Source organism: Diaphorobacter sp. LI3 (genome assembly GCF_022807955.1).
In the GTDB taxonomy this organism is placed as follows: domain Bacteria; phylum Pseudomonadota; class Gammaproteobacteria; order Burkholderiales; family Burkholderiaceae_C; genus Diaphorobacter; species Diaphorobacter nitroreducens.
This window is the reverse complement of record NZ_CP094346.1, coordinates 659,931-673,396: the sequence shown is the minus strand read 5'-3', so window position 1 is coordinate 673,396 and position 13,466 is coordinate 659,931. Positions and strand designations below refer to the sequence as shown.

Sequence of the window (13,466 nt, the reverse complement as noted above, 5' to 3'; positions counted from 1 at the left end):
CACAAAGCCCGCACAGGCCAGCCGCTTGTGGGCCTTGGTGGCTTGGATCACACTTAGGGTATCGCCATTCGATACTTTTCACCTCCAGCACCCCATGAGCACCACCGCCGACCTCGTCATCGCCCTGAAGAAGGAACTCAAGTCCGCCCAGATGACCTATGCCGGCCTGGCGCAGGCGCTGGGCATGGCCGAGTCCAGCGTCAAGCGCATGCTGGCCAAGGGCGACATGCCGCTGTCGCGCATCGACGCCATCTGCCGCGTGCTGCGGCTGGACTTTGCCGACCTGGCGCGGCGCGTGGCCGACAGCCAGCCGCTGCTGAGCGAGCTGACGCAGGAGCAGGAAAAGGCCGTGGTGGCCGACAAGAAGCTGCTGCTGATGGCGATCTGCGTGCTGAGCCAGTGGACCCTGGAGCAGATCACCACCACCTACCGGCTGAGCGAGGCCGAGGGCATCCAGTACCTGGCGCAGCTCGACCGCATCGGCATCATCGAGTTGCGCCCGCTCAACCGCTACCGCCTGAAGCTTGCCAAGACCTTCCGCTGGCGCCCGCACGGGCCGGTGATGCACTACTTCCGCGACCATGCACTGCTGGACTACTTCAACGGCGGCTTCGACGCGCCGGGCGAGGGCGTGCTGCTGGTGCACGGCTCCATCGCACGCAGCCTGGCGCCCGCTTTCACCGAGCGGCTGCAGCGCGTGGCGCAGGATTTTGCGCAGCAGCACCTGGCCGACCAGCGCCTGCCCGAGCGTGAGCGCGAGGGCTACACCCTGCTGCTGGCCATGCGCAGCTGGGAGTTCGAGGCCTTTGCCCAGATGCGCCGCACCGCAAGGCCGTGATGCTCCTATATTAATAGCTTATGGCGCTTGATGGACGGGTGCCAGCGCCTTAAAACACCCAAAACCCGACGCAGTCCGCCTGCCATTGACTTCCCCCTTCGCGGCGCCCACACTGGACCATCCGTCGCCCCCACACGCCTGCACGCACAGGTTCTCGCGCCCACTGGTGCAGAACCGGCAGTGCCCACAGGTCCACCCCAGCCAAGGAACGCCTACCCGCTGTCCCTGCCGCCAGCCCCGCACGCCCGGCCCCAGGCCGGCGACACGGGCCACGATCTCATGCCCCGGCACGAGGGGCCACACCGCATCCGGCAGCTCGCCGTCACGCAGATGGAGGTCCGTGCGGCACACGCCGCAGGCTTGCACCGCCAGCAGCAACTGGCCTGCCTGCGGGACGGGGCACGGCAACTCCGCCAGCCGCAGCGGCTGGCCGGGTCCGTCCAGCACCATGGCGCGCATGGTCGGTCCTCACACCGGGGCCGTGTCAGCCGCCGCGTTCTGCCTGCAAGTGCCGCGCCAACTCCTGCAAGCTCAGGTGCGTCAGATCCTGTGCATGGCTGGCCACCAGCCGCTGATGGGTGACACCATCCAGCTGTTCCATCAGCTCGCCGAGGAAGGGGTTGGACGCGAACACGGCCACGCGGCTGCGCTCGGCCGTGCCCACGGCCTCGCGCAGCGCGTGGGCCACCTCGCGCGCGAAGGTGCGCCGCTCCTGCGCGGCGGCCTCGCTGCGCGGTGCCAGACCGCTGCGTCCTGCGATCGAATGTCCGGGCGGCTCATGCCCCGCCGCACTGCCATGCAGGCGGGTGGCCGGATGCATCAGGCATTGCCTTTCCGTCCAGTGCGTGGCTGCCGCAGGGTCAAGCTCCAGCAGGCGCGCCATCGAGCCATTGGCCACCAGGGCCCAGTTGGGTGTGTCCATGCAAGCCCCCAGTTCTCCAAGCCGTGTGCGGTGTTTGATCTTGGGGGGCGGCCCCAGAGGGGTCAATCCCACGGTACATGCAAGCAATCGTGGCGTGGCGGGCGGTGCGCCAAGCACCGCGGCGCCTCGCCGCGCACTGGTCGCGCCTCTCTCACTATTGAAAAAGGAGCTTGTGGCGCTTCTCTGACAAGGGCTTCAGCCCTACCAGCACCTGAGTCCTGCCCGCCGAAAGGCCGCCGTCACACCTGCTCACAAACCTTTGCCGGGGATGCAACAACGCGGCCGAAACGTTGACATGCGGCCCGCAGCATGGAGTCTCCCGCAGCGCCCCGCGCCGCATCCCACAACACAGGAGAACGCCATGGTCCGCACCACCACCCTTGCCGCAGCCGGCAGCCTCGTCGCCCTGCTGTCATTGGCAGGCGCCGCGCATGCGGCCACCAACGCCACCGTCGTGATCCAGGCCGGCACGCCCCACTACTCGGCACCGCCCGCCTATGCGGTGCAATACCACGCGCCACCGCCTCCACGCTACGAGCGCGTGCCTGCACCGCGCCGCGGCATGGTCTGGTCGCAGGGCCACTGGGAATGGCGCGGCCACCGCCATGTGTGGGTGCCCGGCCAGTGGATGCAGGTGCGCCACGGCCACCATTACCGCCAGCCGCGTTGGGTGCAGCGCAGTGACCAATGGCGCTTCGTGCGCGGCGGCTGGGACCGCGATGGCGACGGCGTGCCCAACCGCCACGACCGCCGGCCCGACAACCCCTACCGGAGATGAACGGCCGAGCGCCGGTCGTCCGCGCGCAGCATGGCCCGGGACGGCGACGGGCCGTCCATATGCATATAGCGCGTGCGCATGTGAATTTCTCCACAATGGGCGTGTTTCGGCTGTGCCTACACGATAGGGCGCCGCCTTGCACTGACCCATCACAAGGAAATTCGCCATGCCCCTCCTGCGCCACGCCACCGCCGCCCTGGCCACGCTGCTGACCGTCACATCCGCCCTCGCCCAGGCCACGGACTGGCCCAAGCAGCCCGTCACCCTGATCATGGGCTTTCCGGCCGGATCGGGCGTGGACGTGGTGGCGCGCGCGGTGCAGGAGCCGCTGGGCCAGAAACTCGGCCAGCCCGTGGTGATCGACTACAAGTCCGGCGCGGCCGGCAACATCGCCAGTGAGTACGTGGCCCGCGCCAAGGCCGACGGCTACACCCTGGCCTTCGGCACGGCCGCCACGCACGGCAGCAATGCAGCGCTCTACAAGAACCTGCCGTTCGACGTGGAGGCCGACTTCGTGCCCGTCGCCCCGCTGATCGACGTGTCCAACGTGCTCACCATCAACCCCGCGGTGATCGACGCCAAGAACCTCAAGGAGTTCGTCGAGGCCGTGCGCGCCAACCCGGGCAAGTACAACTTCGCATCCACCGGCAACGGCACGGGCACGCACATGGCCTTTGCCGAGCTGAATGCGCGCCTGGGCCTGAACATGGTGCACGTGCCCTACAAGGGCGGGCCCGAGGCCATCACCTCGGTGCTGCGCGGAGAGACCTGCTGCATCATGAACCAGGTGCAGACCGTGCTGCCGCACTACAAGACCGGGAAGGTGCGCCTGCTGGGGGTGACCACGGCCAAGCCCGTGGCGGCCGTGAAGGAGGTGCCGCCCATCGGCGCCAGCGGCCTGCCCGGCACCAAGGGCTTTGACAGCTCGATCTGGTTCGGCATCTTCGCCCCCAAGGGCACCGACCCGGCCGTGGTCCAGAAGCTGAACACCGCCTTGCGCGAGGTGCTGGAGCAGCCCGACGTGCGCCAGCGCTTCGAGTCGCAGGGCAACACGGTGCGCATCGAAACGCCCGAGCAGTTCCGCCAGACGGTCCACAAGGACCGCGCGAAGTGGGCGCAGGTGGTGAAGGACGCCAAAATCAGCATCGACTGATTTCGCCCTCCACGCTTTCTTCGACATCCTCCATGTCTTTTTCGCTTCCCCTGGGGGTGGCCGGCCTGGCCGCCCTCGAAGACCGCCTGCGGCACGACCTGCTCACCCTCAACTGGCGTGCCCGCGCATGGCTGCCTCCACGCACCCATGAAGGGCAGCCCGTCACCGACGTGCTCATCATCGGCGCCGGCCAGGCAGGCCTGGCGGCCAGCATGGCGCTGGCGCAGCAGGGCATTGCCGCCGTGCTGCTGGACCGCGCGCCCGCCGACTACGAGGGCCCCTGGGCCACCACGGCGCGCATGGACACGCTGCGCTCGCCCAAGGAGCTCACCGGCCCCGCGCTCGGCGTGCCCTCGCTCACCTTCCGCGCCTGGTTCGAGGCCCAGTGGGGCCGCGAGGCCTGGGCCGCGCTCGACAAGATCCCGCGCCTGCAGTGGATGGACTACCTGCGCTGGTACCGCCGCGTGACGCAGGCCGACGTGCGCAATGAACACACCGTCACTGCCGTGCACCCACGCGCCGACGGCCTGGTGGCGGTGGACGTGCAGGCCCCCACCGGCCACGCCACCTGGCTGGCGCGCCGCGTGGTGCTGGCCACGGGCCGCGACGGCCTGGGCGGCCCGCAGGTCCCTGCCTTCATGCGGGGCGTGGCCCACGCCGCACAGGGTGGCCTGTGGGCGCATTCGTCCGACGTGCTGGACTACGCCACGCTCAAGGGCAAGCGCGTGGGCGTGATCGGCATGGGCTCGTCCGCGATGGACAGCGCCGGCACGGCGCTGGAATGCGGCGCCGCCAGCGTGGACCTGATCGCGCGCCGCGCGGTGATGCCCACGGTGAACAAGTCCAAGGGCTCGGGCGTGCCCGGCCTCACGCAAGGGCACCACGACCTGCCCGACGCATGGAAGTGGCGCATCCGCCATTACATCAACGTGCAGCAGGTGCCGCCGCCGCACGGCAGCACGCTGCGCGTGTCCGGCCACGCCAACGCCTTCTTCCACTTCGGTTGCGCGGTGCAGGGCGTTACGCAGGTGGGCCACGCGCTGCACGTGGCGACGGCCAAGGGTACGTTCGCATTCGACTTCCTGGTTCTCGCCACGGGCTTCGTGATCGACTGGGCACAAAAGCCCGAATTCGCGCCGTTTGCGCGCCATGTGCGCACCTGGGGCGAGCGCTACCAGCCGCCCGCCGGCGATGAAGACCGCGAACTGTCCGACTCGCCCGACCTCGGCCCGGTGTTCGAATTCCGCGAGAAAGCCGCCGGCGCCTGCCCCGGCCTGGACCGCATCCACTGCTTCTGCTACCCGGCGGCGCTGTCGCACGGCACGGTGTCGGGCGACATTCCCGCCATCAGCGACGGTGCACGGCGCCTGGCCAGCGGCATCGCCGGCCTGCTGTACCGCGAGGACGTGGAGCACCACTTCGCCGCGCTGCAGGCCTATGCCGAGCCGGAACTGCTGGGCGACGAATGGACGCCCGCCGACACCTCCCAACGCATCCTGCCTTCGCCATGACCGACACCATCGACCAACTCGCCCGCCTGGGCCATGCCCCCCATGCCCAGGCCGCGCGCCAACAGCGCGCCAAGGCCATCACCGCCACCCAGGCCTGCGAAGACCTGCTGCTCGCGCCAGCACTGCCCGGGGGCCTGGCGCTGGCCGAGCGCCTGTCCGTGGCCCAGGCCGTGGCGGCCGCCAGCGGCGTGGCAACGCTGGCCGACTATTACGGCGCGCGCCTGGCCGGCCTGCCCGCCCCCGCGGCGGATGCCCGCTGGCAAGCCATCACGCATTTCACGCAGCTGCTGGCCACGCAGCCCGCTGCGGCCGACCGCGCGGCCCTGCTCGCCCTGCCCCAGGCGGGCCTCGCCACGCCGGACGTGGTGCTGCTCGCGCAACTCATCGGCTTCGTGGCCTACCAGGCGCGGTTGGTGGCCGGCGTGGCGGCGCTGGCCGCCCTCGGCCCCGCGGGCACCGCAGCCACGGCGGTCGCTCCCACCACGCCGGACGCGCCCTTCGTGCACCCTGCCAACCTGCCCCCGCCCGGCGAGCCGCTGCGCCTGGCCGGCTACACCAGCGAGACGCTGGACTGGAAGGCCTGGCTGCCCGTGGTGGACCCCGCCACCGCCAGCGCCGAGCAGAACGCCGTGCTGGACGCAAGCCACCCCAAGGCACGCACGTCGGACTTCTACCTCGTGCTGGCGCACCAGCCCCGCGTGCTCGCCGAGCGCTCGGAGGCGTTCAACGCCATCATGTATGCGCCTGGCGGCCTGCCGCGCGCCGAGCGCGAGGTGGCCACCACCGTGGTCTCGCGCATCAACGGCTGCGTGTACTGCGCGTCGGTGCATGCGCAGCGCTTCGAGCAACTGGCCAAGCGCAACGACGTGATCGCGCAGATCTTCACCGACCCCGACAGCGCCGGCACCAACGCCCGCGAACGCGCGCTGGCGCAGGCCAGCGCCGCGCTCACGCGCGCGCCCGGTGCATTCGGGCCGCAGCACCTCGCGCCGCTGCGCGCCGCGGGCCTGAGCGACCTGGAAATCCTGGACACGGTGCACGCCGCCTCGCTGTTCGCCTGGGCCAACCGCCTCATGCTCAACCTGGGCGAAGCGGTCTACCCCTGAGCATGCGCCCAGCGCTGCGTCCTGAGGGTTAGCCCGCTGGGGCCGCCGCGCCCGGGCCGCTACGATGGCTGGCGCAGGAGAGCAAACGGCCATGTGCCGTTTCACCGAAGGCGCAAACTCCCATACACGCTCAGGTTCCGTACTGCACACCCACACAGCCGTCTGGAGAGCCGCCACGCCCGCCGTGGCGCACCGAAGGAGCAAGTGCCGCGCACGGTCCCGCGCGGCATGAATCTCTCAGGTACCAAGGACAGGGGGAGCGGCAGCCAGGCCATGTCGCGCCCGCTGTTCGCTATTCATTCAATAGCTGCTCGCGCGCGCCCTGCCTGCGCAAACCTTGAAAAAGGCTTGTAAACAATGCGCGTGATCGTTCTGGGCGCCGGCGTCGTCGGCACCACCTCTGCGTACTTCCTCCAGCAACTCGGCCACGAGGTCACCGTCATCGACCGGCAGGCTTGGCCCGGCGCGGAAACCAGCTTCGCCAACGGCGGCCAGATCTCGGTCAGCCACGCCGAGCCCTGGGCCAACCCCGGCGCGCCGCTCAAGGTGCTGCAGTGGCTGGGCAAAGAGGATGCGCCGCTCTTGTTTCGCTTGCGCGCGGACATGCGCCAGTGGCTTTGGGGCCTGCAATTCCTGCGCGAATGCACGCCCGCGCGCACGCGCCACAACATCGAGCAGATCGTGAGCCTGGGCAGCTACAGCCGCAGCACGCTGCAGCAGCTGCGCGCCGACACGGGCCTGCAGTACGACCAGCGCACGCAGGGCATCCTGCACTTCTACACCAGCACCCAGGAGTTCGACGCCGCGCTAGCGCCCGCCGAGCAGATGCGTGCGCTGGGCTGCCACCGCCGCGTGGTGGACGCAGACGAGGCCGTGCGCATCGAGCCAGCCCTGGCCCACGTCCGCCCGCAGCTGGCGGGCGCCACCTACACGGCGGAGGACGAGTCCGGCGACGCCCACCTGTTCACGCGCGCGCTGGCCGGCGTGGCCCAGGCCGCGGGCGTGCAATTCCGCCTGGGCTGCCACATCACCGCGCTGCACCCGGCGGGCGGCGCCATCGACCATGTGGAGATCACCAACGAGGCCGGCGGCTACGAGCGCGTGCGCGGCGACGCCTACGTGCTGGCGCTGGGCGCATTCAGCCCGCTGCTGGCCCAGCCCCTGGGCCTGCGCCTGCCGATCTACCCGGCCAAGGGCTATTCGGTGACGCTGCCGGTGCGCGACGCGGCCGCCGCCTACCAGGTGAGCTTGACGGACGATGAGTACAAGCTGGTCTTCTCGCGCTACACCAGCGCGCAGGGCGACCGGCTGCGCATCGCGGGGACGGCCGAGCTCAACGGCTACGAGCGCGCACTGAACGCCGTGCGCTGCGAAGCCATCGTGCGGCGCGTGGAGCAGCTCTTTCCCGGCGCGGGCGATGCGAGCCAGGCGCAGTTCTGGAGCGGCCTGCGCCCCGCCACGCCGAGCAACGTGCCGCTGATCGGCAAGACGCGCTACGGCAACCTGTTCCTGAACACCGGCCACGGAACGCTGGGCTGGACCCACGCCTGCGGCTCGGGCAAGTCCATCGCGCGCATCGTGAGCGGGCTGGAGCCGGAGCTGGACTTCGCGTTCTGCGGCCTGCCGCGCCCTGCTGCGGCGCCCCGCCCCGCCGTCATCGGCGTTTGAGCAAGCGCCACGGCGCTATGCATTGCATAGCTGTTCGCGCTTGATGGACGGGCGCTAGAGGCCAAAAAGGCTTATAAAGCCCCGTCCGGCGCGACGAACACCGTCAGCACGCCCGTGTAGCCATAGAGCCGGTGCGCGGCGATTTCGCCGCCGGCGAAGAAGCCCGCCAGGGGCACGTCGCCCAGCGCATGGCGCACGATCTGCAGCTCGGCGCTGGGCCCACCGAAGTGCGGCCCGCCGCGGCCCGAACAACTCACATACAGCGCACCGCAAATGCGCCGGCCGCCCGCCGGCTCGGCATGCGGCGCGCTGCCTGCGGCGGGCAGCGCCTGCGCCTCTTCGAGTTGGGGCGACAGCTCCTCACGGATCTCGGCGCAGATGCGCATCAGGTCGGCACGGGCCGCGCCGACGTTGCGCTGGCAGAAGGCCAGGCGCATGCCCACCTCGACATGGTCACCCAGCGCCACGCCGCTGCGCGTCGCGTCCAGCCCGACGATGTGGCGCACGCGCGTGTCGGCGCCGAAATGGCCCGTGCGCTGGCGCTGCGGTGCGTCCGCGTCCTCCAGCCCTGCCAGCGTGGCGCGCACGGCGCGCAGGGCGGCCTGGGCGTCGCCCTGCAGCGTCACCCCTAGCGTGTCCAGCAGCACGTCCAGCGCGGGCTCGCCGTCCAGCTCCAGCACCACGTTGTCCTGCGCGGCGGTGATGGCCGCCTGCGCGCCGATGGGCTGGCAGCCCTGCGTGACGCGCGAGACCAGTTCCACCTGCGCATCAAAGGCCACGCCCGACAGGCCGCCGTGCAGCACGCCGTCGCCCTCGCCGCCGGCGGGCAGCGCCAGTTGCACCTGCGCCCCGCGGCTGGCCACCACGCCGCCAAACAGGTAGCCGCTGCTGGTGCGGCCCGCCATCTCGGCCACCAGGTCCGCCAGTTCGGGTGTCTGCCCGTCCGCATGCACCAGCGCCGTGTGGGCCGCAAAGCCCACCCCGGCCGCATCGCCGTGCGCCAGCGGCGCCACGCCCGAGAACACGCGGTAGTGCGCGCGCGGCAGGTCGCACAGCATCAGCGAGAGCGCGGGTTCATCGAAATATTCGACGTTGTTGCCCGCCACGCCCACGCCGACCGCGCCTGCCCAGTCGGTGACCGTCGGCAGTTCGCGCCGCAGCAGGTCCAGCAGGGCCGCGGCATCGTCCGCGTAGTGGTCGGTGATGTAGAGCAGCCCCAGCGTGGGTGCACTGGCGTACTGGGGCAGCGCCATCTGCGCCCGCAGTTGCGCCAGCACCAGCACCGCGGCCATGTGCCACTGCGGATGGGTGGCGTGTGCGTTGGGAAAGAGTCTCATGTGTCAGCCCTGCGGTGGGGTACAGGCGCCGCCGCGCAGCTCAGCCTGCCGGCCGCCGCGTGCGGGACGCGGCAGCCTTTTGGGTGGGTGATGGTGCGGGGGCACGCTTGGCGGCCGGACGTGCCTTGTCGTTGGCCTTGTCGTTGGCCTTGCAGCCCGGTTGGGTCGCCGGCCGGGCGGCCGCCTTTGTGGAAGGCTTGCCGGCGGCAGGGGCGGGCGTTGCCGCAGGCGCCGCACCGGCGGCCTGCGCCGCCGCGCGCATGCCGTGCATGCCCTGCGCGGCCATCTGCGCCGCCATGCTGGAAGCGGTCTTGAGTGCGCCGCCGGCCATCTCGCGCGTGGCGTCGAAGGCCGCCTGGTGCGTGCCCGCATCCCGCAGGGCATGCGCCGCGATCTGCTGGAACTGGCTGGTCAGCGCACCCCACCATTGCATCGGGTCGGCCGCGCGCTTGGTCTGCTCGGGCGCGGCCTCATCGTCCGGTGGTGTTCGCGCGCTGCGCGCCGCCGAAGCGTCATTGGCCGGGGACGGCGCCTCCGGTGCAGGTGCAGGTGCAGGTGCAGGTGTGGGTGGAGAAGTGAACGGGAACGCGGACGGTGGCTCGGCGGCTCGTGCGGCGGGCCGCTCCTTGTCCTGGCCTGCGGCGGCGCCGAAGCTCGCGGCCAGGTCGCCCATCGCCACGTTCATATCCTGCAGCGTGGCCAGCGTCATCTTCTGCACCTCCAGCGCCTGCACGGTGGCGGCCAGGGCGCGCGCGTTCTGCTCCAGCCAGAACTGCACGGCCTTGAGGTCCTGGATGCGCTTGTCCAGCTCGTCCACACTCACCGTGGGCGCCACCCAGCCCGACAGCCCCGGCATGGTTGGCATACCCGCCGCAGCGCCCTTCGCCAGGTTCTGCAGGAAATCAAATCCCGGGACGAAACGCCCGAAGCCGAAAGGGGTGCTATCGCTCATGGCCTGCTCCTGGTGCATCAGGGAATGGTTGCACAGCTTACCCGCATGCGCGCCACCCGTGCGGCATGTGCGTGCCCTGTGCCGTCCACAGGCCCGCGATAGCGTGGTTTTCTCGCGCAAACCCGCATGAATAGGGCACCCCACGCGCACAGACAGCGCCTAGAATCCGATCACCAGCCTGGCTGGCCTGCTTCTATACACCTTACAACGATCCGACATCATGGCAACTGCAAAGAAGACCACCGCTCCGGTGAAAAAGACCGCCGCCAAAAAGGCTGCGGCACCTGCCAAGAAGGCAGCCGCCCCCGCAGCTCCTGCTGCCATCAAGCCCGTGAAGGAAGCCTTCACCAAGACCGCGCTGATCGCCCACCTCGCCACGCAGGCGGGTGTCGAGCCCAAGGCCGCTAAGGCCGTGCTCGCCGCGTTGGAGACGGCCATCCTGGCTTCCGTGCACAAGAAGGGCTCCGGCGAGTTCACGCTGCCCGGCCTGCTCAAGATCGGCCTGCAGCAAGTGCCCGCCAAGAAGAAGCGCTTCGGCAAGGACCCGTTCACCGGCGAAGAGCGCTGGTTCCCCGCCAAGCCCGCATCGGTCAAGATCAAGACCCGCGCACTGAAGAAACTCAAGGACGCCACGCTCTGACACCGTGGCGCGGGTTTCGCAAAAAAAGCAGCCTCCGGGCTCTAGCCGTTCCGTTAAGGTGTTGCTAAGCCCTTGATTCAAGCCCCTCTGCTTCGGCACGAGGGGCTTCGTTTCTTTGGTCGCTATAAGGGACATGCTGAATTTCAAGCCCCTTTCCCTAGGCGTCGCGCTCGTGTGTGCCGCCAGCTTCCTCACTGCCTGCAACGACGAGCCCGCTCCGGACTTCAGGGGCAGCACTCCCGTGGCATACGGCAATCGGACTGTCTCTCTGAGCGTTGAGGCTTGGCGAGACAATGGCAGCCAGCCTTGTCGTGTCCTTATCAGAGGCGCTGAAGTAACAAATTGGGTCAAACCAACCGGTATTCTGCCGCGGATGACCCTAGCCCCGGCAGTAGTGCTGGCCTGCACAGGGCGGAGCCCGTACCTTTCCTCGGTGAGCGGCGAGGGTGAAGGGGGTGTAGCCGAATGGGAAGAGTCCTCGGGGCCTGAATCGGGAGCCCCCCTCTCTGTCTACCAAGTGCGAGTGAGCTCCCTGACTGCGGACCAAGCTCACCTCGAACTACGGGTCCTACGCGGCAAGTGACTCGCTTGCGTGAGCCACGGGGCCGGAGGGCTTGAGCGACCGAGCGGCAGGCGCGCGGCGTCTTTCGGGCGGTTCGGGAGTGAAATAGATGATGTCTTCGGGCGCTATGGGTCCGCGCGCCAGCCCCAGCCGCATTGCCGGCGTTTTCCCGTCCCGGCCAACCTCGCAGTAGTTGAAGTACGTCCGGAAGATGCCGAGCACCTTCACCAGGACTTCGGGGTTGTAGGCGCTCTTCCCGAACCAGAGACGTCGGTCGGTGTTGGCGCTGGCCACCGCGCGTTCTGCCAGCGTGAGGCCTCGCCGGACCTGCATAAAGAAGCGGTCGACAGCGGTAAGGGTGGCTTTCAGGTGCAGTAGCGCCTGGTGGCTAAGCTGGAGCCGACGCTTGTCCGGTTCGGTTTCGACCGGGTCGATATCGGTCAGCCAGCAAACGGATTTCTCAGGCTCACGCATCTCCGATATGGGATGGCGGAACCAGCGGTCCCCCCACTTGCCGATGGCAACCATGCGCGCCAGTTCTTCCTCGGCAGCCAGAAGTTCTGCAGCCTCAGGGGTTACCCCGTATTTCTCCGCTAAGCGCGCCAGACGCCGCTTGGTTGCACCAACCAGCGCGCGCTTCATGTCCACTGACATATCTTTGAGCACCTTGACATAGAAAGCGTCAGCCGTCCGGTCCAGAACCCTTTTCGGCACGGCCGTCAGAATGGCCGCACGTATGCCCGACTCCTGGTCTGTGAAGAAGCGAATCTTCTTGGCACGGCAGAGCAGTCGAGTGACAAGCTGGATGTGGGCGTACATCACCACTTGCTCATGCAGCAGCATGCCCTTTACGGGGGCACGGGATGAGTTCGCGGGGCCTTCACCATCTTCTATATCGGGGCGACCTAAGGCTGCGTCGTACGTCTCTTCGATGACCGATTCCATAGGCTTTCGGGAGGTACCTCCGCGAGGCGCCGCCCTCTCAGCCGCAGCATTCCAATCAGCCGGTAGCCAGACTCTCGCGTAGCGGCGAAACGCTCTGGCAAGTGCATGGTCGCCAAAGCGAACCATGTCCTTCTCTACGTCAGCAGAGTCCAGCGCAGGGTCAAAGTTGACGTTGACCCCGAACACATAGCCCGTAGCCTGGTCGGCCGTTGCAATGGACAGCAAAAGTGTGTTCTTTCGCACCTTCTTAGAGTGCCAGTTCACCACCAGCTTTTGCCGGTCAACCGACAGATATCTTGAGCCTAGGTCGTCGCGTCCCATGAGGGTTCGCTCACGCTCGCCGGCGAACATCTGGGCCTGCTCATAGAGGAAGTCGATGCGGTCGTATAGCTGGCTGGGGGAGATATCGAGGACCTTGATGATGCGCCGCAGCGGCATGGCGTTCATCAGATGCACCAAGATATCGCGATTGGAGTGACTGCGACGTTGGCGCTTGGTTGACCGGCCGCCGAAGGAGAACGCCTTCTTGCAGCCGACACACTTGAACCGGGGAGTTCCGTGGGCGTTGGTGCCGAAGCGAGTCACATTCTCAAGGGATGGCGCCCCCTCCGATAGAGAGCAGGCCTCGTTCGGACACTGCGGGAGTACTGGTTCAAGGTACTCCGACATGCGCATAAGCTCCTCGGCAATCGCCAAGTTGCTCTGCATAGGGGTGATTTCCTCGCACAGGCGGCACTTCAGTGCCGGCTGGTCCTTACCGGTAGCGACCACGGTGTAGTCGCCTGGGCCAACGGAAGAAGCTGGAGTACCGGCCCCGCCTCGGGCAACCGCAAGCTTGGGCGGTACGCCGAAGTTACCGCACTTGGGGTTCTTGCAGTGATTGACTTGAATACCCGCCGCGGCCGGCGGAAATCTAGGCGGCCACTTAGTCGGCTTTACTGAAGTTGGATGAGATTTTTCCTTGGACAAAGAAACGCCCTAGTCGTTGACTAGGGCGGAATTTTGAGCCATTACAGCTTTCTTAGCAACACTTTAACAGAACGGCTAGCCTCCG

The 13,466-nt window shown here is 68.4% G+C and carries 11 protein-coding genes, 1 pseudogene and 1 riboswitch; of the genes and pseudogenes, 7 read left to right on the top strand and 5 right to left on the bottom strand.

What is annotated here, in order from left to right; translation table 11 throughout:
• Positions 1-94: 94 nt before the first annotated feature.
• Positions 95-838 (top strand): helix-turn-helix domain-containing protein, encoded by a 744-nt coding sequence (locus MRB47_RS03155; protein WP_011806966.1) that lies wholly within the window; start codon positions 95-97, stop codon positions 836-838.
• 105 nt (positions 839-943) lie between these two features.
• Here the strand turns inward: MRB47_RS03155 and MRB47_RS03150 are convergent.
• Both MRB47_RS03150 and MRB47_RS03145 read right to left on the bottom strand, forming a co-directional pair.
• Positions 944-1,297 (bottom strand): annotated as a pseudogene (locus MRB47_RS03150) (alcohol dehydrogenase catalytic domain-containing protein); the annotation flags it as partial.
• 25 nt (positions 1,298-1,322) lie between these two features.
• Positions 1,323-1,760 carry a host attachment protein gene (locus tag MRB47_RS03145; protein ID WP_252101879.1) on the bottom strand — a complete coding sequence of 146 codons (438 nt, stop codon included), beginning with the start codon at positions 1,758-1,760 and terminating at the stop codon, positions 1,323-1,325.
• A 361-nt stretch (positions 1,761-2,121) separates the two neighbouring features.
• On the opposite strand from MRB47_RS03145, the gene MRB47_RS03140 reads away from it, so the two are divergent.
• From MRB47_RS03140 to MRB47_RS03120, 5 genes are all read left to right on the top strand, one after another.
• The gene (locus tag MRB47_RS03140) at positions 2,122-2,538 is read left to right on the top strand and encodes a YXWGXW repeat-containing protein (protein ID WP_011806969.1); all 417 of its coding nucleotides are present in this window, start codon (positions 2,122-2,124) and stop codon (positions 2,536-2,538) included.
• Positions 2,539-2,704: 166 nt separating this feature from the next.
• Positions 2,705-3,691: a Bug family tripartite tricarboxylate transporter substrate binding protein gene (locus tag MRB47_RS03135; RefSeq protein ID WP_252101878.1), complete on the top strand. Its 987-nt coding sequence runs from the start codon at positions 2,705-2,707 to the stop codon at positions 3,689-3,691.
• 32 nt (positions 3,692-3,723) lie between these two features.
• On the top strand, positions 3,724-5,202 hold the full coding sequence (locus MRB47_RS03130) for an NAD(P)-binding domain-containing protein (RefSeq protein WP_252101877.1): 1,479 nt from the start codon (positions 3,724-3,726) through the stop codon (positions 5,200-5,202).
• On the top strand, positions 5,199-6,308 hold the full coding sequence (locus tag MRB47_RS03125) for a peroxidase-related enzyme (protein WP_123676807.1): 1,110 nt from the start codon (positions 5,199-5,201) through the stop codon (positions 6,306-6,308). The genes MRB47_RS03130 and MRB47_RS03125 overlap by 4 nt, the downstream gene beginning before the upstream one ends.
• 152 nt (positions 6,309-6,460) lie before the next feature.
• A riboswitch (glycine riboswitch) is annotated at positions 6,461-6,572 on the top strand.
• Positions 6,573-6,665: 93 nt separating this feature from the next.
• Positions 6,666-7,976, top strand: a complete 1,311-nt coding sequence (locus tag MRB47_RS03120; protein ID WP_252101876.1) for a D-amino acid dehydrogenase — start codon at positions 6,666-6,668, stop codon at positions 7,974-7,976.
• Positions 7,977-8,047: 71 nt separating this feature from the next.
• On the opposite strand, the gene MRB47_RS03115 is transcribed toward MRB47_RS03120, so the two are convergent.
• Complete coding sequence (locus MRB47_RS03115; RefSeq protein WP_123676808.1) at positions 8,048-9,313, bottom strand: FIST N-terminal domain-containing protein; 1,266 nt, start codon at positions 9,311-9,313, stop codon at positions 8,048-8,050.
• A 40-nt stretch (positions 9,314-9,353) separates the two neighbouring features.
• Positions 9,354-10,265 (bottom strand): PhaM family polyhydroxyalkanoate granule multifunctional regulatory protein, encoded by a 912-nt coding sequence (locus MRB47_RS03110; protein WP_252101875.1) that lies wholly within the window; start codon positions 10,263-10,265, stop codon positions 9,354-9,356.
• Positions 10,266-10,485: 220 nt separating this feature from the next.
• Between MRB47_RS03110 and MRB47_RS03105 the strand changes: the two genes are divergently transcribed.
• Positions 10,486-10,905, top strand: coding sequence for an HU family DNA-binding protein (locus tag MRB47_RS03105; RefSeq protein ID WP_011806976.1), 420 nt, complete (start codon positions 10,486-10,488; stop codon positions 10,903-10,905).
• 568 nt (positions 10,906-11,473) lie between these two features.
• On the opposite strand, the gene MRB47_RS03100 is transcribed toward MRB47_RS03105, so the two are convergent.
• Positions 11,474-13,381, bottom strand: a complete 1,908-nt coding sequence (locus MRB47_RS03100) for a hypothetical protein (RefSeq protein WP_252100595.1) — start codon at positions 13,379-13,381, stop codon at positions 11,474-11,476.
• Positions 13,382-13,466 lie beyond the last annotated feature (85 nt).

What these genes read in the sequence shown, in the direction of transcription:
- MRB47_RS03155 (WP_011806966.1), top strand. Translation starts at nt 95, where the DNA reads ATGAGCACCACCGCCGACCTCGTCATCGCCCTGAAGAAGGAACTCAAG.
- MRB47_RS03145 (WP_252101879.1), bottom strand. Translation starts at nt 1,760, where the DNA reads ATGGACACACCCAACTGGGCCCTGGTGGCCAATGGCTCGATGGCGCGC.
- MRB47_RS03140 (WP_011806969.1), top strand. Translation starts at nt 2,122, where the DNA reads ATGGTCCGCACCACCACCCTTGCCGCAGCCGGCAGCCTCGTCGCCCTG.
- MRB47_RS03135 (WP_252101878.1), top strand. Translation starts at nt 2,705, where the DNA reads ATGCCCCTCCTGCGCCACGCCACCGCCGCCCTGGCCACGCTGCTGACC.
- MRB47_RS03130 (WP_252101877.1), top strand. Translation starts at nt 3,724, where the DNA reads ATGTCTTTTTCGCTTCCCCTGGGGGTGGCCGGCCTGGCCGCCCTCGAA.
- MRB47_RS03125 (WP_123676807.1), top strand. Translation starts at nt 5,199, where the DNA reads ATGACCGACACCATCGACCAACTCGCCCGCCTGGGCCATGCCCCCCAT.
- MRB47_RS03120 (WP_252101876.1), top strand. Translation starts at nt 6,666, where the DNA reads ATGCGCGTGATCGTTCTGGGCGCCGGCGTCGTCGGCACCACCTCTGCG.
- MRB47_RS03115 (WP_123676808.1), bottom strand. Translation starts at nt 9,313, where the DNA reads ATGAGACTCTTTCCCAACGCACACGCCACCCATCCGCAGTGGCACATG.
- MRB47_RS03110 (WP_252101875.1), bottom strand. Translation starts at nt 10,265, where the DNA reads ATGAGCGATAGCACCCCTTTCGGCTTCGGGCGTTTCGTCCCGGGATTT.
- MRB47_RS03105 (WP_011806976.1), top strand. Translation starts at nt 10,486, where the DNA reads ATGGCAACTGCAAAGAAGACCACCGCTCCGGTGAAAAAGACCGCCGCC.